The organism is Shewanella sp. Isolate13, from assembly GCF_022398325.1.
Taxonomy (GTDB): Bacteria; Pseudomonadota; Gammaproteobacteria; order Enterobacterales; family Shewanellaceae; genus Shewanella.
Window position 1 is genome coordinate 1 of sequence record NZ_JAKEVD010000039.1, and the last position, 17,025, is coordinate 17,025.

General features: G+C 47.9%; 14 protein-coding genes and 1 riboswitch. Of the genes, 2 read left to right on the plus strand and 12 right to left on the minus strand.

Annotation, left to right across the window (positions count from 1 at the left end; all coding sequences use genetic code 11):
• Positions 1-257, minus strand: a 257-nt coding sequence (locus L1D44_RS18575) for a chemotaxis protein (RefSeq protein WP_239892782.1), incomplete at its 3' end; no start/stop codon positions are given.
• 223 nt (positions 258-480) lie between these two features.
• Here L1D44_RS18575 and L1D44_RS18580 point away from each other — a divergent pair.
• Positions 481-843: a response regulator gene (locus tag L1D44_RS18580; RefSeq protein ID WP_239892783.1), complete on the plus strand. Its 363-nt coding sequence runs from the start codon at positions 481-483 to the stop codon at positions 841-843.
• A 174-nt stretch (positions 844-1,017) separates the two neighbouring features.
• Here L1D44_RS18580 and thiH read toward each other — a convergent pair whose 3' ends face one another.
• From thiH to L1D44_RS18615, 7 genes are all read right to left on the minus strand, one after another.
• Positions 1,018-2,124: a 2-iminoacetate synthase ThiH gene (gene thiH / locus L1D44_RS18585; protein WP_239892784.1), complete on the minus strand. Its 1,107-nt coding sequence runs from the start codon at positions 2,122-2,124 to the stop codon at positions 1,018-1,020.
• A 24-nt stretch (positions 2,125-2,148) separates the two neighbouring features.
• Positions 2,149-2,916 carry a thiazole synthase gene (locus L1D44_RS18590; protein WP_239892785.1) on the minus strand — a complete coding sequence of 256 codons (768 nt, stop codon included), beginning with the start codon at positions 2,914-2,916 and terminating at the stop codon, positions 2,149-2,151.
• A 1-nt stretch (position 2,917) separates the two neighbouring features.
• Positions 2,918-3,151, minus strand: a complete 234-nt coding sequence (gene thiS / locus L1D44_RS18595) for a sulfur carrier protein ThiS (RefSeq protein ID WP_239892786.1) — start codon at positions 3,149-3,151, stop codon at positions 2,918-2,920.
• Positions 3,144-4,037: a HesA/MoeB/ThiF family protein gene (locus tag L1D44_RS18600; RefSeq protein ID WP_239892787.1), complete on the minus strand. Its 894-nt coding sequence runs from the start codon at positions 4,035-4,037 to the stop codon at positions 3,144-3,146. Before L1D44_RS18600 ends, thiS begins: the two co-directional genes overlap by 8 nt.
• Positions 4,024-5,637 carry a thiamine phosphate synthase gene (gene thiE / locus L1D44_RS18605; protein WP_239892788.1) on the minus strand — a complete coding sequence of 538 codons (1,614 nt, stop codon included), beginning with the start codon at positions 5,635-5,637 and terminating at the stop codon, positions 4,024-4,026. Before thiE ends, L1D44_RS18600 begins: the two co-directional genes overlap by 14 nt.
• A 2-nt stretch (positions 5,638-5,639) precedes the next feature.
• Positions 5,640-7,637 (minus strand): phosphomethylpyrimidine synthase ThiC, encoded by a 1,998-nt coding sequence (gene thiC, locus L1D44_RS18610; protein ID WP_239892789.1) that lies wholly within the window; start codon positions 7,635-7,637, stop codon positions 5,640-5,642.
• A gap of 144 nt (positions 7,638-7,781) precedes the next feature.
• A riboswitch (TPP riboswitch) is annotated at positions 7,782-7,880 on the minus strand.
• Positions 7,881-8,046: 166 nt separating this feature from the next.
• Positions 8,047-9,105 carry a hypothetical protein gene (locus tag L1D44_RS18615; protein WP_239892790.1) on the minus strand — a complete coding sequence of 353 codons (1,059 nt, stop codon included), beginning with the start codon at positions 9,103-9,105 and terminating at the stop codon, positions 8,047-8,049.
• A gap of 326 nt (positions 9,106-9,431) precedes the next feature.
• On the opposite strand from L1D44_RS18615, the gene L1D44_RS18620 reads away from it, so the two are divergent.
• Positions 9,432-10,127 carry a hemolysin III family protein gene (locus L1D44_RS18620; RefSeq protein ID WP_239892791.1) on the plus strand — a complete coding sequence of 232 codons (696 nt, stop codon included), beginning with the start codon at positions 9,432-9,434 and terminating at the stop codon, positions 10,125-10,127.
• 129 nt (positions 10,128-10,256) lie between these two features.
• Here L1D44_RS18620 and L1D44_RS18625 read toward each other — a convergent pair whose 3' ends face one another.
• From L1D44_RS18625 to imuA, 4 genes are all read right to left on the minus strand, one after another.
• Positions 10,257-10,784, minus strand: a complete 528-nt coding sequence (locus tag L1D44_RS18625; RefSeq protein ID WP_239892792.1) for a tRNA-uridine aminocarboxypropyltransferase — start codon at positions 10,782-10,784, stop codon at positions 10,257-10,259.
• A 64-nt stretch (positions 10,785-10,848) separates the two neighbouring features.
• Complete coding sequence (locus L1D44_RS18630; RefSeq protein WP_239892793.1) at positions 10,849-14,070, minus strand: error-prone DNA polymerase; 3,222 nt, start codon at positions 14,068-14,070, stop codon at positions 10,849-10,851.
• Positions 14,070-15,752: a DNA polymerase Y family protein gene (locus tag L1D44_RS18635; protein WP_239892794.1), complete on the minus strand. Its 1,683-nt coding sequence runs from the start codon at positions 15,750-15,752 to the stop codon at positions 14,070-14,072. Before L1D44_RS18635 ends, L1D44_RS18630 begins: the two co-directional genes overlap by 1 nt.
• A gap of 22 nt (positions 15,753-15,774) precedes the next feature.
• Positions 15,775-16,794, minus strand: coding sequence for a translesion DNA synthesis-associated protein ImuA (imuA, locus tag L1D44_RS18640; protein WP_239892795.1), 1,020 nt, complete (start codon positions 16,792-16,794; stop codon positions 15,775-15,777).
• Between the last annotated feature and the right edge of the window lie 231 nt (positions 16,795-17,025).

A 17,025-nucleotide genomic window follows, 5' to 3' on the forward strand; every position in this document is an offset into this window, starting at 1 on the left:
ACTTTAATATTAATGATACTGCCTATCATATCTGATGAGGTTTGTATGACCTCTGCCGACGCTTGTGCATGAATACCAGCCTGAGTTGCATCAACTAATGCTTGGGTAGTGCTAACCTGAGTCGCGCTATTCTCAACGGTCGTGGTACCGGTAGCCGACTGGCTTGCTCCAGCAACATCAATCGTGGCTTGAGTTAAGTCTGACTGGGCAGACTGAAAACCATTTTGGCCAGAGATAATACTCGGTGGGATCTGCATAGTAGCGCCCTTATCAATAGGAACTTATTCGCTCAATTATTATCTAAAAATTATACAAAGTACAGCCACGCTGTCCCCTATTTTCAATCTTAAAAGTGTACTAATTCAGAGCAATACTCGCGTGTACAAGAGTGTTAAAATTAGCCAATACCTGAGCATAATGATAGACTTGTTGAATAAACGTGAGATCCTAGTTATAGGTGAGCATAAGAGGATAATTTGAATGGAAAAAGCAAAAATATTGGTCGTAGATGATGACCCTATCTGTTCAAGTCTCTTACTGTCAATTCTAGGCGATGATTACCAAGTTACCACGGTTAACTCCGGTGATGATGTGATTGATATTGCCAACATCCAGCGCCCAAACGTTATCTTCTTAGATATCATGATGCCCGGGAAAAACGGTTACCAGGTCCTTAAAGATCTGAAACAAGATCCACAAACCGCCAAGCTGCCCGTCATTATTGTCAGCGCACTTGCAGAGGAGTCCGATGAAAGCCTTGGACTCAGGCTGGGCGCCGATGGCTACTTGGGTAAACCTATCAGCCCGACGGAAGTCTTTGCGATACTGAAAAAGTACCTGTAACAGGTGTTTTAGGCCACGAGTCAAAGTAATTTGGGCTTGCTTTGTGCTACACACATTCGCCCTTGCCCGCTATTTACTGTCCATTTTAATGATATAAGCATTAGATTTACGCTCGCACATGGCAAGCGTAAATTCACGCCTATTAAGCGCGAGCCTAGCTACTGACGTCCCTCACTACCAAGCAGTTTCCCAGTCTTTCCATACGGGGTTTAATCCCCGCTCAAGCATGGCTTGGGCAACCACTTGCGGCGTACGCTCATCACTTATCTCAAACTGATCCAACTCAGTGTTAGGTTCAACATAGCCGCCAGGCTGCGTTGAGCTACCAGCACTGACATTGGTCACCCCGAGCGCAAACAGGTTATCTCTCAGTTTTGGGGTTTCTCGGGTCGATAGGCTAATCTCCAGTTGTTGATTAAACAGTCTAAATGCGCAAATCATCTGCACTAACCCCTTATCAGTAAGCTCAATTTTCGGGCTCACTCCCCCCGTACAGGGTCTTAGTCTTGGCAGCGAAATGCTATAGCGGCTGCGCCAATAGGTTTTTTCTAAATAATCTAAGTGATGCCCCATTAACAGCGCATCTAGGCGCCAATCATCTAGACCGAGTAACACCCCTAAACCTATTTTATCGACGCCGGCTCTGGCGACTCTGTCGGGCGACTCGAGTCGATAGCTAAAATCTCTCTTCTTGCCGCGAGTATGGTGCTCGCTATAAGTCACCGGGTTATAGGTTTCTTGATACAGCATCACCCCATCAAGACCTGCGCCCACTAACTCTCGATAGTCCGGCTCCTCAAGGGGCTGCACTTCCATGGCCACGTAGCTAAACTGCTCGGTGACTAACGGTAAGATCTGCTTAAAGTAAGGAACCCCCACTTTAGACTCATGTTCACCGGACACCAATAAGATTGAATCGTAGCCCATCGCCTTAATTTGACGCATCTCATTAGAAACATCATCACCAGACAAGGTCTTACGCTTAATTTTATTACTCATGGTAAAGCCGCAATAATCACACTCATTGGCGCAGAGATTCGACAGGTATAACGGAATATACATGCCGATACTCGCCCCAAAACGCTGACGAGTTAATGCAACCGCTTGCTGCGCCATCTTTTCAAGATACGGCTCTGCAGCTGGCGATAGTAGTGCGAGTAAACTCTCTAGATCGCCCGACGGACGCTGTAATGCCCGCTCCACATCTGCGCTAGTAGTAGAATACAGCTTTAGTTTAAGCTCAGAGCGTGACAGCTTTTGAAAAACATCGACAAAGCTCATAACCACTCCTTAAAGGCTAAGTAATTACGCATCATTTAAAAACCCCGTAAGCGGACTGGTATTGTGGGCTCGATGGCTCACAGCCCCCAATCCCGCAATATATGCTTGTCGTCCTGTACTAACGGCTTGAGCGAAACAACGTCCCATCACCACGGGGTCACGGCTGCTAGCAATGGCTGTATTAACCAGCACGGCATCGGCACCGAGTTCCATGGCATGGGTTGCCTGAGATGGCGCGCCAATACCCGCATCGACAATCACAGGCACCTTGGCCTGCTCGATGATGATCTTTAAGAAAGGTTCACTCGCGAGCCCCTGATTAGAGCCAATAGGACTGCCTAGTGGCATCACAGCAGCGCAGCCAACCTCTTCGAGTCTACGGCACAGCACTGGGTCGGCATGAACATAGGGCAAGACCACATAGCCTTGCTCACATAAAATGCGCGCCGCTTCTAAGGTTTCGATGGGATCGGGCATCAGGTATTTAGGATCGGGGTGGATCTCGAGTTTAACCCAGTTAGTGCCTAACATTTCTCGTGAAAGGTGGGCGGCAAACAGCGCCTCCTTGACGTTACGCGCTCCCGCAGTGTTAGGTAGCAACTTAACCCCGCTCTCAAGCAAAGGCTTAAGAATATTGTCACTGCCAGTATTCAGATCCAGCCTTTTTACCGCCAAGGTCACTAATTGAGACTCAGAAGCGGCCACCGCTGCTAACATGCTCTGAGCCGTTGCAAACTTGCCTGTGCCAGTGAATAATCTTGATTGAAATTGATGATCGGCAATCGTTAACATATTAGCCTCCGGCAACAACTGAGAAGAGTTCTAGTTTATCGTCCGCTTGACAGACTTGGCTCTGCCATCGACTGCGCGTGATAACATCACCATTTAGCGCTGCGGCAATGGCACTCATATCAACGCCGCGGATCTCGCAATAACCTTCAATCACGCTTTGCAGCGTCGCGTTGACCGCAACCTGTTTTACCTCATCATTTACAATGATTGAGATACTGTCATTTCCTTTATACATAATCTTTCTCCCCAGACTGAAAGCCTGTTTGCACGCGCTCAGAGCCTATGACTGAAGCTTGCTTTAAATTTGAATCTAGCTCCGTCACCAACTTGTCACCTAACTCAGAGGCTTTATCGCCTTCAGCAACGCCGCAGACGCTACAAGCCTGATTGCGTGGTAAGTTAAGCTCGCGCCAACTAAAACGTTTACCATCAAATCTAAACAGCTTACCCACGGCCTGCTTATCGCCTAAAAGCTGCTGCAGCGCCATTAGCGCCTGCATCGATGCTAGCGTCCCCACCATAGGCCCAAGAATGCCGACGGTTTGACAGCTTTGGCTTACCGACATATCGGCGGGAAACAAGCAGTGGTAACAGCCTGTATTTGGGTTGTGGCACTGATCGATTGTGAGCAACTGCCCGTTAAAATGTGCTGCTGAGGCTGAAACTAATGGGAGCTGGTTTTCTATCGCAAACCGATTAACTCGCTGGCGGGTAGCAAAGTTGTCGCTGCAATCGAGTAGCAGATCATAATGCTTACCGTCATCCCCCAGAACTAAACCAATATTATCGTCTGTAAGAAATTGCCCCACCCCATCCACTTGGGTCTGAGGGTAGGCCTGACTCAGCTTTCGTTCTGCAACCTCAGCCTTGTTGTGTCCTAAGTCGGCATCATCAAATAACAGTTGTCTCGGTAAATTGGACAGCTCTACCCTGTCCCCATCGACAAGGGTAAGCTTACCTACGCCCGCGGCGGCAAGCTGCTGCGCGGCTAAGTTACCTAAGCCACCGACACCGATAATCACGACATGAGAATTGGCAAAGACCAGCTGCCCAGACTCACCAACTTCGCTCAGCAGCACTTGACGAGAATAACGGATAAAATCGCTATCACTGAGTGACATCACTATTGCCCTCGAGCCATGCGCTGTTTAGCGTCTTAAAAGCAGTTGCCGGATCATCGGCCTCGGTCAATGCCCGCACCACGGCAATATCATCCACGCCAGTGGCCTTAACACAGATCAGACGCTCCGCATCGATACCACCAATAGCCACTATTGGTAACTCGCCTTTCATCAGCGAGACATAACGCCTTAGCTTTGCAAGCCCCTGAGGCTGAGATGGCATCTGCTTGGTGGTTGTCGGAAAAATATGTCCGAAGGCGATATAGGACGGCTGATGTTGTTTTGCCAACAAGATCTCAAAGTAGCTATGGCTCGATAACCCAAGCGCTATGCCAGCTTCAGCAAGCTGTTTTAGATTGCTATCAAACAAGTCTTCTTGGCCAAGATGCACGCCGTAAGCCTGATGTTTGATGGCGAGCTGCCAGTGATCGTTAATAAACACCCGCGCTCGATAATCTCGGCCAAGAGCCACCGCTTTGATGATCTGCTCTTCAAGCGTTGGTGCATTCGTGTCTTTTATCCGCAGCTGAATGGTTTTAGCGCCCGCTTTGAGTAAGGCTTCAAGCAGCGCGACATCGGCTACTACTGGGTATAAACCCAAAGGTTCATCTATCTTCGTAAAGCCTGCCTGCTTAGCGGTCACCTTTGGCTCGTTTTCAATCACAGAGCTCGGCAGTGAGCATTGAGCTGTGACTTGTTTGATATATGGAAACAGGCGTAATTCTCTTGGCCAAGCCGTTCTGGCTAAACACCCCGCTCCACTGCCCGGCTGATAGCTCGCCAATAGCCCCGCACTGACGTAGGCTTTGGCCACCACAATGGCATCGTTAAGCACAAAGCCATGAGCCAGCACGGCGGCAATCGCCGATGACAAGGTACAACCTGTACCATGGCTATTGTTGCTATCGATTCGCTGGCTAGATAACCAAAAACTTTGGTGTTGATGTTGACTCGATATACCTTCGACCTCGCTGCAAACGAGCAAGTCATTAGCCTGAGCATGACACCAGCTTGGGCCTTTATCGCCGCCCTTTGCTAACACCGAGGTAGCAAGTTGTACAGAGAGTTGCTCTGCTGCGCGAATGCAGTCCTCAAGCTTGTCGAGTGTTTTGCCAGACATTATTTGCAACTCGCTGACATTAGGGGTGACTAATGTCAGCAAACCTTTAAAGGGGCTAAAATCCAGCGCAGAGCCCATGGCCAAAGGATCACCGCAGGTTGCCACCATGACTGGATCTAAGATAACGGGTACAGATGTCCCCTTCTGCAGCCAAATTTGTTGCTGCCGCTTAAGCCACTTAGCTAAGCAACAAATTTGTGACTGCTGTGCAAGCAATCCAATTTTAATTGCAGCAGGTTTAAGATCCGCCGCTAAGGTATCGAGCTGAGATAGCAGCATCTTCTGAGAAACGGACTCAACTAACGACACTGTGACAGAACTTTGCGCCGTCACTGCGGTGATCACGCTACAACCATGACACTCAAGATCAGATATGGTCGCGAGATCGGCCTGTATGCCTGCGCCGCCGCCACTGTCTGAACCTGCAATCGTCCACACGATAGGCCGACTATCCATACTAGCTTGGTTAGCATCTATCATGACTAATCCTCTAACACGGCATCGGGTTGCTTATCGGTCGCTTCATGATAAAGCTCAGCGCCCTTGGCTTTGAATTCGGCTGACATCTGCGCCATCCCCAGCGCTTGTTGAGCGGCTAGACTCTGTCTAGGCTCTACACCATAAGATTCATAGGCTGTGGCAGGTTTAACTTCAATGGCGTTAGCCTGCTCGTCACGCTCTTTGGCTGCGGCATAATCTCGCACCTCTTGGGTGATCTTCATCGAGCAGAATTTGGGGCCACACATAGAGCAAAAATGAGCGACCTTAGCGGACTCTTGAGGCAGAGACTCATCATGAAAAGCCCGCGCGGTTTCAGGATCTAAGCCTAAGTTATATTGATCTTCCCAACGAAACTCGAAACGCGCCTTAGACAGTGCATTATCGCGGATCTGCGCGCTCGGGTGGCCCTTAGCCACATCGCCGGCGTGGGCTGCAATCTTATAAGCGATTAGCCCTTGTTTTACATCTTCTTTGTTAGGCAGTCCGAGATGCTCTTTTGGCGTAACATAACAAAGCATTGCGCAGCCATACCAAGCGATCATCGCCGCGCCTATGCCCGACGTAAAGTGATCGTAACCCGGTGCAATATCGGTCGTTTGCGGCCCTAAGGTGTAGAACGGCGCCTCATCACAAAGCTCAAGCTGCTTATCCATATTTTCTTTGATAAGGTTCATTGGAATATGACCAGGACCTTCGATGATGGTTTGCACGTCATACTCCCAAGCAATCTTCACTAACTCACCTAAGGTTTCCAGCTCTGCAAACTGCGCTTCATCGTTAGCATCGGCAATCGAACCTGGACGCATACCATCACCTAATGAAAGTGATACATCATAGGCGGCGCAGATCTCACAGATCTCTCTGAAATGTTCGTAGAGGAAGTTCTCTTTATGGTGCGACAGGCACCACTTGGCCATGATAGAGCCGCCGCGAGAGACGATTCCGGTCAAGCGTTTTGCCGTCATCGGTACGTAACGCAGCAATACACCAGCATGAATGGTAAAGTAATCGACCCCCTGCTCAGCTTGCTCTATCAAGGTATCACGGAAGGTTTCCCAGTTAAGCTCTTCTGCAACACCGTTCACTTTTTCAAGCGCTTGGTAGATTGGCACCGTACCGATAGGCACTGGCGAGTTACGAATAATCCATTCCCGAGTCTCGTGAATATAGCGACCTGTCGACAAATCCATTACGGTGTCGGCGCCCCAGCGAGTCGACCAAACCAGCTTCTCAACCTCCTCCTCGATGGATGAAGTCACCGCCGAATTACCAATATTGGCATTCACTTTGACCAAGAAGTTACGGCCGATAATCATAGGCTCGGCTTCAGGATGGTTGATATTGAGTGGGATAATCGCGCGGCCGCGGGCGACCTCTTGTCTAACAAACTCAGGAGTGATCGGTTCTCCAATCACTGCACCAAAGCTTTCGCCGCTATCTTTTTGGGTCAGGAGCGGATCTTGTACCTCAGCCATCGCCATATTTTCACGGATGGCGATATACTCCATTTCTGGGGTGATGATCCCTTGGCGAGCATAATGGAGTTGGGTCACTCGTTTGCCGACTTTAGCGCGGCGCGGCGGTAATAGCGACTCAAATCTTAGGTGATCTAAGCCGTCATCGGCCAAACGCTGCTGAGTAAAACCCGAGCTTGCACCTGCAAGTTGCTGGGTATCATCTCGCTCTGCAATCCAGTTATCACGCAGCTTATCTAGGCCTCTGCGTACATCGATATTTGCATCGGGATCCGAGTATGCTCCGGCACAGTCATAGACTTTTAGGGGAGGATTCGCTTCAAAAACAGGATTGTCTTCGGTGCCACCCACTAAGGTATCTGTTTGGTAAATTTGACGCATGCCCACTCTAAGATCGGCTCGGCTACCTTCAAGGTAAACCTTCTCAGAATTTGGGTGCTGTAACGGCTTTAGGTTATCGATAAATTGTTGAGCTTGTGCTCGGGTTTCGCGACGATTTGACATTAGCAAACTCACTTTTTATAAGAAATGAAGTTGCTTGTCAGGAGAAATGAGAATGTGAAAAGTTGAACGGATCCCTTAGCGAATAAACGCCAGTGATACGTAACCACCGAAAACTACAAAAGCGTCTTTAAAATAGGCTTTTTGTGCAGTATTTCGCTTGTTTCCTTCGCAGGTTCTAGCCTGATCAGGTTCAACGGATCCCGAATTAACGGTCTCAGCCATATGGCACTCCGACAAGATGAGCTGGCAGTATAGACCGTTCAGCTTGCAGGATACAAGACTCAAGTTACCAAGGCTGACCTGATGACCATTCAAAAATGATGAAGTGTAATGCTTTGTATTTAAAGTAAATTAAAGTAGTTATCTGTTGTAAGCAAAATTTAGATGAATATTTATCAACTGAATTTTATTATTTTATTGGCAACATTCGCTTTTCTAACCGCGCCGATATCGCCTCATTAATCGCTTTTTTTATCTTATCGCCACCGCAATTAAATGGATAACCTAGGTTTTCTGCATAGGGGTTGAGTTGAGTGGGCACCTTTACGATCCGATAGCAGGTATCACCGTGTCTTACGATACGGTTAGGGTCTAACCTGTGATCTGTGGTGATCACTTTGCTGTACTTATCCACTTCAGGAAAAATTAGCTCCTGCATATCAGCGTCCATCTCACTGAGAGAACGCTTTTGGGTATATTGCTCAGCTTTGTCGATGATCAATGCATCGAGTTGACTGGCTTTTTGTTTCTCTAAATAAGATTGAGTAAATTGACTCACACTCGTTCTGGGGTGTTTGCGCGCTTCAGTGCTAAGTAGAGGCTGGGTTGAAACATTCGATGGGGCTTGTGGCTTAAGCTCTGATAAAGGCTTACGTTTCGCTAAAGGCTTTATCGCTTCTCCCCGCTCAGCCTCCACCTCTTTCAAGGGCTGTGCCTGTAACTCTGGTGGCATGTCTAAGTTTGTGCGAGACGCTATCTCTGGTGTAGCCGCGGCGTCTGCGCCAGTTTCTAATTCGCTAACGGTTTGTGGCGCCTGATAGAGGTAAGAGCGAATTTTTACAGGCGATATCTCTTTTGTCATCAACACCGCACCAGTCCAAAACTCATTCAGCAACAAAATTGCCAGCAAATGCAGTAGCAACACAAATATGATCACAGCAAGGCTATTACTCAAGCCCGAGAAGTTATTATCTAAAGGTAAGTTTTTGAATGAATGAGCTGCTTGATTATCATCTTCAAACTCAGCCTCTACTTTAGCTTCTAATAGGCTGTCGAATAGCGTGATGGTTTCATTAATCGCGATGACTTGAGCTCCGTAATCCACCGTAATCACATCAACGTCTATCAAGTTCGACCTTTGAGCGACAAAACTATTCGCGATTGGCATAGCTACAGGAAGGCTGAAGTCGTCATCAATCTTCTTTTCAAGCTGTCTTGCTTCCCGCCTAGCTAATTTCAATCGCTTCATCCCTTTGCTTGTCCCTATAGCGCAATAACTTAGAACAAAAGGTCTTCACATTGGTTCAACATTATTTCCAAACGAGTTCATTTGCCTATTTTCTCAATCCTTTTAGCTTAACCATAGGTAGAAACAAGGCTCTACAAAAAGGTGCTTAAAGTGCCCCGCGATATTAGGTGACCCTGCTCTTTAAAAATGACTGGCTATCACTGTGATGCTTAACCTTTAAAGAAAAAACAAAATTAAGCGTACACGTGTTAGCTTAACCTATAGCTTTTCCAATCAAAGCTGTTAAACTGCTTCTAATTGTGGTCAAACCAGAAGTCTTTTATACGATGTCAGTAGAACAAGCGACAGTTTCAAACAAGCCAACTCCTCAGCAAGGAGCTAAGCAGTTCACGGCTGCGAGTTACTGTGTCAACGAAGAGCGGGCTAATAGCATTAGTCATGGTATTGGTGTCGTTGCGGGGATCATTGGACTGATTTTGTGCCTGCTAAAAGGTTATGACCACTTGAGCTTTATTCAGTTAACAGGTGTGGTTGTTTATTGCTGCAGCATCATTTTACTGTTTCTCTGCTCGACCCTTTATCATAGCGCCACCTCTCCCTTGTTAAAGCACCGACTTAAGATTGCCGATCACTGCGCTATCTATCTGCTCATTGCTGGTACCTATACACCGTTGATGCTGATCACCCTAAACAGCAGTGATGCCGATCTGGTGTTAATGGCGATTTGGTCACTGGCAATTGGCGGGATCTTATTTAAAACACTGTTTATTGGTCGCTTTAAGGCATTTAGTCTAGTGCTGTACTTAGTGATGGGCTGGCTATGCGTAACGGTTATGCAAGAGCTGATCGCTAATATGTCTGATTTGGGCTTTAATCTCTTGCTTGCCGGCGGTCTGTTTTACAGCCTAGGGGTCATTTTTTATGTGGCTAAACGTATCCCCTTTAATCACGCTATCTGGCACCTGTTCGTTTTAGGTGGTGCGTTCTGTCATTTCCTATGTGTTTACTTAACGGTGATTTGAGCAATTTTGCGTTAGGACGTAGGCGAGCGCGTACAAATACTCCAATATAAAAAATGCACATTAAGTGCATTTTTGATATTGATATTGGCGATTCATTTTCGTGTATACAGCGCAGCCTATTAAGCTAAATCACTGGCAGAAATCTTGAAACGCTTCTGTTAATCGTGCCGCCTCATCAAACATATCCGCTTGTTTAAACAGCTCAATAATACACTCGAGGGTGCATAATCCCCCCTCTATTTGATTGCGCCGTAAGCTAAACTGAGACTTAGGTGTTTCCGCTAGGGAAAACCTTTTTGCTGTTTTTAAGTAGGGACTTTGGCGTAACATCTTACGCGCCTCTTGCCAGGTCGCATCTAAGATAATTAACGTCTTGGGCAGTGTTTCCAGTATTAAATCGCCATGACTCTCTCGAGTTAATTCATTACTACTTTCACTGCCACTCTCAGCGCCCTGCTCGGCTTCCTCGTTGGGAAGCTCTTTTGGAAACAACAGCGCACTCCCGCTTTCATTTAACTTGGCGAGCAGTAATTCAGATGGCGCAACCCGTGACCAGATAATTCTTTGACAAAACTCAGGAAAATACTCAAGAGCGATATTACCGGTATTGGTTGCTCGAGTGGCTTCCCGCTCATGGGTTAACAATATAACTTGCAATAGATAGACTCAAAAGTTAACAAGGCAAAGATTATATACTCAAATAAGATAAAGATGCAGAGCACTAGTGAAAATCCCGTGAATGCACACTGAGCTTGGCGAGTTCATCTGAGATATCATACAACTTCCCCGCAACCACATGGATCACATCAGACTTTCGCTCTAATATTCCCGTCACTTTCATAATAGTGGATACCAGATAGGCTTGACGCTGCGCCCTAGCGGTGGCGCTCCACACCACAAGGTTAACATTGCCAGTCTCATCTTCTAAGGTGATAAAAGTCACTCCCGATGCAGTGCCCGGCCTTTGCCTCCCCACAACAAGGCCTGCCACGGTCACCAGTTGCCCACTACGGCAGCATTCAAGCTGTTCAGCCGTTAGGCAATGACGTAAGTGAGGCTTCCCCCTTAATAAGGCCATCGGATGCTGACCTAAGGTCACACCTGTATAGCTGTAATCGGCTAACATCGACTCGGCGATGCTGGGCACTGGCAGCTGTACCTGTGTATGTTGACGATCTCGACCATGACTCAGGCTACCTGTTTGAGATTGATGCTGTTTTTTTTCATTTTGGTTTGTATCAGTTATGCCCGTATCGAAAAGCTGCTTATCAAAGCTAAGCTGCTCAGCCTGAGCAAACAGAGGTAAACTCGGCTCACAAGCAGATAGTTGCCAGCGCGCTTGATGCCGGTGACCAGCTACAGATGCAAAGGCGTTAGCACTGGCTAAAGTCTCTAATTCATGACGGGCAATGCCTAAATGATAGAGCTGTGCTAATTGGCTAAACCCTATCACAGGCCTAAGCTCAATCAGACGGTTTATCTCTTTGGCATGTAAACCTTTAACTAACCTAAAACCGAGACGAATTTGAGCTACCCCCTCAGCTGTCGGCTCAAGTGTATGCTGCCATTGACTGTGATTAACACACACAGGTAACACAGTGACACCATGTCGCCGCACATCTTGCAGCAGCTGCGAAGGACTATAAAATCCCATAGGCTGGCTATTGAGTAACGCGCAGCAAAAGGCCGCAGGATAGTGATACTTTAAATAGGCCGACACATAAGCCAGCAAGGCGAAGCTGGCCGAATGAGACTCTGGAAAACCATACTCTCCAAAGCCTTTTATCTGCCTGTAGATCTGCTCGGCAAACTCCGTTGAGTAACCACGGCTTTGCATCCCACGAAGCAGTTTATCTTCAAACTGCTGCAACTCACCAGAACGCTTCCAACTGGCCATTGCCCGACGAAGCTGATCGGCTTCTCCACCCGAAAAACCCGCAGCAACCATCGCTAACTGAATCACCTGTTCCTGAAAAATAGGCACTCCCATGGTACGTGAAAGTACCGACTCCACCTCCGAGCTGGGGTAGCTGATCTTTTCCAGCCCATCACGGCGCTTTAAATAAGGATGCACCATATCACCTTGAATGGGGCCGGGTCTTACAATGGCGATTTGTACCACTAGATCGTAATAACAGCGGGGCTTGAGCCTTGGCAACATCGAAGTTTGTGCACGAGACTCTACCTGAAAGACTCCCATGCTATCGCCCCGTTGTAACATCTGATACACCTCGGCTTGCTCCCAGTGCACATCGGCCATAGAAAATGTCCGCTCTGAAGTACTGAGCAGTTCGAAGCACTTTCTAATTGCGCTCAACATGCCTAATGCCAGTACATCCACTTTAAGTAAGCCTAAGCTCTCCAAGTCATCCTTGTCCCACTGGATCACCGTTCTATCAGCCATGGCCGCATTCTCCACCGGTACTAGCTCACTCAGAGGTCCAGCTGAGATAATAAAGCCGCCCACATGCTGCGACAGGTGCCGTGGAAAACCCAAGATCTCCTGCACTAAGGGCAATAAATAACGTGCAACGCCCTCTTGAGGCACTAAAGACTTAGCTTCTAACTGGGCTAACCAATCAAATTTTGTGTCTCGCCTGTCGATACTGTGCAGCAGATGCTCAATATGTTGCTTATCGATGCCCAGCGCTTTACCTACATCGGCCATGGCACTTTTAAATCGATAACTGATCACGGTTGCGGCGAGGGCTGCACGGTCACGGCCATATTTAGCGTAAATATACTGGATCACCTCTTCACGTCGTTCGTGCTCAAAGTCCACATCGATATCTGGTGGCTCATTACGCTCCTTCGACACAAAGCGCTCAAACAACATATTCACCTTAGTCGGATCCACCTCGGTGATCCCTAAGCAGTAACACACCACAGAGTTCGCGGCAGAGCCCCGACCTTGGTGCAAAATAGCCTTAGACTTCGCGAACTGGACAATGTCATAGATGGTTAAAAAGAAATACTCATACTGCATCTCTTTGATGATCTGCAGCTCTTTCTCATATTGCGCCTTGACCTTAGTTGGGATCTCTTTCCCAAAGCGCCACAAGGCTCCCCTATAAACCTCCTCAGCCAAATATTCACTGGCGCTAAGGTGGCTAGGCACCACTTCACTGGGATACTCATACTTAAGTTCATCTAAGCTAAAGCTGCAGCGGTTGGCTATGGTCAACGTGTTATCAATCCAAGATTTTGGATAACGCTTAATGGTGGCTTCAATGGGTTTTAGGGCAGTTTCGGCATTTGCCAACAGCCGCGAGCCCGCCTGCTGGAGCTCTGTGCCATAACGAATACAACTCAGCACATCTAGCAGTTTCTGCCGCGACTGAGCATGCATACGCACATTTCCCGCAGCAACACACTCGATATTCAGCTGCTTAGCAAGATGATGCCAGATCTCAATTTTTAACGCTTCGCCTGCCAGCAGGTTTCGCTCCATAAGCAAGTAGCAGCGCTCCTGAAACGCATCGCTTATCTTGCGCCCAATCACTAAGTTTTGACTTTGATATTGCTGCAACTGCTCAGCGAGTTCACCACCGGAGGTATCAATCGCTTCTGGAGAAGAGGGTTGCCAGAGTAAAATCGACTGCTCCAGCCCCAGTAACAAATCGGTAAACTCCAACTCATACTCGCCCTTTTCTGCTCTGCGGCGCGCAATGCTGATAAGTTGGCTAATTTGGCCATAGCCCTTACGGTTCATCGCCAATAACACGAACAGGCCTTCGGCAAGCCTAAACTCGGCGCCAACTAGCAGCTTGATGTCGTGCTCTTTTGCCGCCTCATAGGCTTTAACAACTCCGGCAAAGGAGCACTCATCGGTAATGGCGATCGCCTGATAGCCCAGTTTTACCGCCTGCTCCACCAGCTCATGGGGATGAGAAGCGCCACGCAGAAAACTGTAATTGGAAATTGCATGCAGCTCAGCGTACATCAGGCAAACCAACCATGCAGGTAGAAACCTTGTTGATCACGATATACCCAACACAGTCCACCATCGATATGGCTGGCAATATAGTAATCTCGACAAGCCCCCTCATCTTGCCACCAATGGGATTGAAATCGCTCTGGTCCCTTAATTAGCTCAAACTCTGCCAATGAAAGCGCTTGGGGCTGTTCGAGTAACCAAAACGGTCGGCACGCACCAATGATCATCTCGGCAGTCGCAGCCGCTTTAGCTTGATTGGATGAATAACAAGATAATTCAACACTTTGCCAACTTTTCTCTGGCAGATGACTCGGTACGCTACGTAGTCCCTTGATCTTATCACTGCCCAGCCTTGCCTGTAGCTGTGACAATAAACGCTGCCGTGCCCCCGACTGCGCATCTTCACTAAGCCAAGCTTCTTGCCCGAGCGTGAGTGGCACAAACTTATCGGCGCTAATGATGATCTCAACAATAGGTTGATATAAGGTCATACGGGCTAACTGCATATGACACAGGCTTAGCAAAGCTTCGGCTCTGTGCTCGGCAAAAGGGTAATGGATCACTATCTGTAGTGGCGCAAGTTCTAAATCTCTATAACGAAATGTTAGGTTTAAGGTTTGCACTGCCAACTGCCGCAGCAGCAAATAATCGGCCATCTCGTTGATCATCCGCCTTAAAGGAAAGATGATCCCAGGCATAGACTCGACTTCGTATAGTAGGCTCAACTTCTGCCTGTAATGCTCCGCAGGTTCAAAGTACACCATAGGTTGCGGCAACTTACCCGTGATCTTAGCTAACATCTGCAGCAGGGCTTGACCAAAGCGCTGCCCCAACTCCTTATCGGGCAGTGCCATGATCTCTTCAAGCGTAACGAGACCAATATTGGTAAAGGTTTCAATTAAATAAGCCGAAATGGGTAAACGACTTATAGGCAAACTTGCGAGTAAATGCCTACTTTGCTCATGCTGCAGATAACGAGACTGCATCGCTAACGTCTGGGTAAGGGATGTTTGAGCAATAGCGGTGTTGCTAAGCTGTTCTTGGTTAAGAGGAGCTGGGTTAACGACTGGCTCTCTACCTAATAGTCCTTCCTTCTTACCACATAAAACAGCTGGCTCTTGCTCATTTAGCTCATCGAGTGCTTCTGCCTTCAAGGCGCAGTACTTAGGTGCCTGCAGTGCAAGTAGCTGAGCCCCAAGTGGAGTATTGGCTATCGCAAGCTGCAACTCTAGGCCTAGACTCTGGGCTTTTTGTGCATATTGAGCCGCAAGGCTGTCGAGCCCCCCAAATATCCGCGCCATCGAGCTCACCTCAAGTAACAAACAGTCACTGACACAATCAGTCACTGCGAACTTGCTATTTGAGCTTGTAGAAGATGGCGGCATCAAAGCGCAATGCAGCGGCACAACACGGGCACTAAAGGCATAACTCCACTGGCATAACCAGTCTGATGCTTGCTGACATAACCCGGGCTCAAACTCTATCAACACCACATCGGGCAGTAAGCTTTGAGCCGTACTAATGCTCATTCCCCTGCCGATCCCAACTTGCTCTGCAATCTCATCTTGGGCTAGCACCCGTAAGCTGCCAGGCTCAAATAGCAAACAGCCTTGAACCGACTGCAGATCATGGTGATACCTTAAGTATTGAAATACCCACTGGGGGTAGTAGGCTGCAAGCCATAACATTTTTATATACCTAGAATAAAACTTAATTAAAATTAAGTTGATGACGCTTCAGCAACGCTAAAGTCGCCTCTTCATGTGCAGAAGTAGAACACTTAGTCACAAGAGTTAATACCGCTTTTGAGCCGCCACTTTTATCATGAGTACCATCTAGGTTAGGGCTAGAACCTAAACCACTTGCAGACTCCTTATCCGAGTCATAGCCTGAGCTATTAGCCAAGAAAGACTCTACGCCCAGTAAGCTCTGTTTTAGGTGAGCTGGCAGTAATGACAAACTAAACTCCGCACTAGGCCAACCGCCACGGCGTTTAATGATATCCACTCTCGTGTCCCCCACAGTCGTAACTGCGCGAAGGGGCTGATTTTGAGCCTTTTGTGCACTGTAATGCTCTCGCCTAAGTGATAGCCGCAGTGTCACCGGGTGAGAGTCATTGGCCACCTTTGACGGCAGGTATAGGATACATAAGGCTTTACCTTTTTCTGCCGCCAGCTGTAACCGCCTCGACTCAGTGATCGACAAATGATCTAACCAGGCTAATACTAAGGGGACGGTACCACTACCAAGGGCTTGCTCTATCGCCCACAGCTGCTCTTTTCTGTCATGACTATCGACCCAAACTAAGCGCTCAACATCGATACCTTGTAACTCGAATGCTCGAGGATAGGGAACAAAAGGCGGCGCCACCATGAGTACCAGAGGATCGGCAAGCTCGCTGCTATCAATCATGTTAGCTTGAGTACCGTTTATTAGACGCTTCAATAACGGCAAGATAATACTCAGCTCCCCCTGACCTGTACCATGACATAAGAATTCACAAACTCCCTGCTGTGGCCAGCCACTATCGGCTAAATGCCTATCGAGTTCAGCAAAACCACTCGGATAACCAATTTGCTTAGCTTGATGCTCTCCTTGCCACAGGCCAGCTCGCCACAAGTCTTTACGCTCGAGCAGCGACTTAAGTGGATCTGCAGCTGTCGCATTTGGCTCCTCGAACTCTCCCCCCATGCCTGCGAGCGAATCATTGGCTACTTTAGCGTAACTCATCACCTTGCCTCTTTTATCCACCTACTGAGGGCGGAACCAAACCGATAGAAAATATAGTGCTGTAAAATAAGGACTGCGGACAGATAATCCACAGTCACACTGTATATTTATACAGTATAGATATCTTTCTTTAGATCGCAAGCGATCTAGCTCAAAAAGATCCCTCTTAGGTTGATAAATTCTTAAAATTTAGGCAAAAAAAAGCGCCCCGCAATTGCGGGGCGCTTAATC

What these genes read in the sequence shown, in the direction of transcription:
- L1D44_RS18580 (WP_239892783.1), top strand. Translation starts at nt 481, where the DNA reads ATGGAAAAAGCAAAAATATTGGTCGTAGATGATGACCCTATCTGTTCA.
- L1D44_RS18590 (WP_239892785.1), bottom strand. Translation starts at nt 2,916, where the DNA reads ATGTTAACGATTGCCGATCATCAATTTCAATCAAGATTATTCACTGGC.
- thiE (WP_239892788.1), bottom strand. Translation starts at nt 5,637, where the DNA reads ATGATAGATGCTAACCAAGCTAGTATGGATAGTCGGCCTATCGTGTGG.
- L1D44_RS18620 (WP_239892791.1), top strand. Translation starts at nt 9,432, where the DNA reads ATGTCAGTAGAACAAGCGACAGTTTCAAACAAGCCAACTCCTCAGCAA.
- L1D44_RS18615 (WP_239892790.1), bottom strand. Translation starts at nt 9,105, where the DNA reads ATGAAGCGATTGAAATTAGCTAGGCGGGAAGCAAGACAGCTTGAAAAG.
- L1D44_RS18630 (WP_239892793.1), bottom strand. Translation starts at nt 14,070, where the DNA reads ATGTACGCTGAGCTGCATGCAATTTCCAATTACAGTTTTCTGCGTGGC.
- L1D44_RS18600 (WP_239892787.1), bottom strand. Translation starts at nt 4,037, where the DNA reads ATGTCACTCAGTGATAGCGATTTTATCCGTTATTCTCGTCAAGTGCTG.
- L1D44_RS18635 (WP_239892794.1), bottom strand. Translation starts at nt 15,752, where the DNA reads ATGTTATGGCTTGCAGCCTACTACCCCCAGTGGGTATTTCAATACTTA.
- imuA (WP_239892795.1), bottom strand. Translation starts at nt 16,794, where the DNA reads ATGAGTTACGCTAAAGTAGCCAATGATTCGCTCGCAGGCATGGGGGGA.
- thiS (WP_239892786.1), bottom strand. Translation starts at nt 3,151, where the DNA reads ATGTATAAAGGAAATGACAGTATCTCAATCATTGTAAATGATGAGGTA.
- thiC (WP_239892789.1), bottom strand. Translation starts at nt 7,637, where the DNA reads ATGTCAAATCGTCGCGAAACCCGAGCACAAGCTCAACAATTTATCGAT.
- thiH (WP_239892784.1), bottom strand. Translation starts at nt 2,124, where the DNA reads ATGAGCTTTGTCGATGTTTTTCAAAAGCTGTCACGCTCTGAGCTTAAA.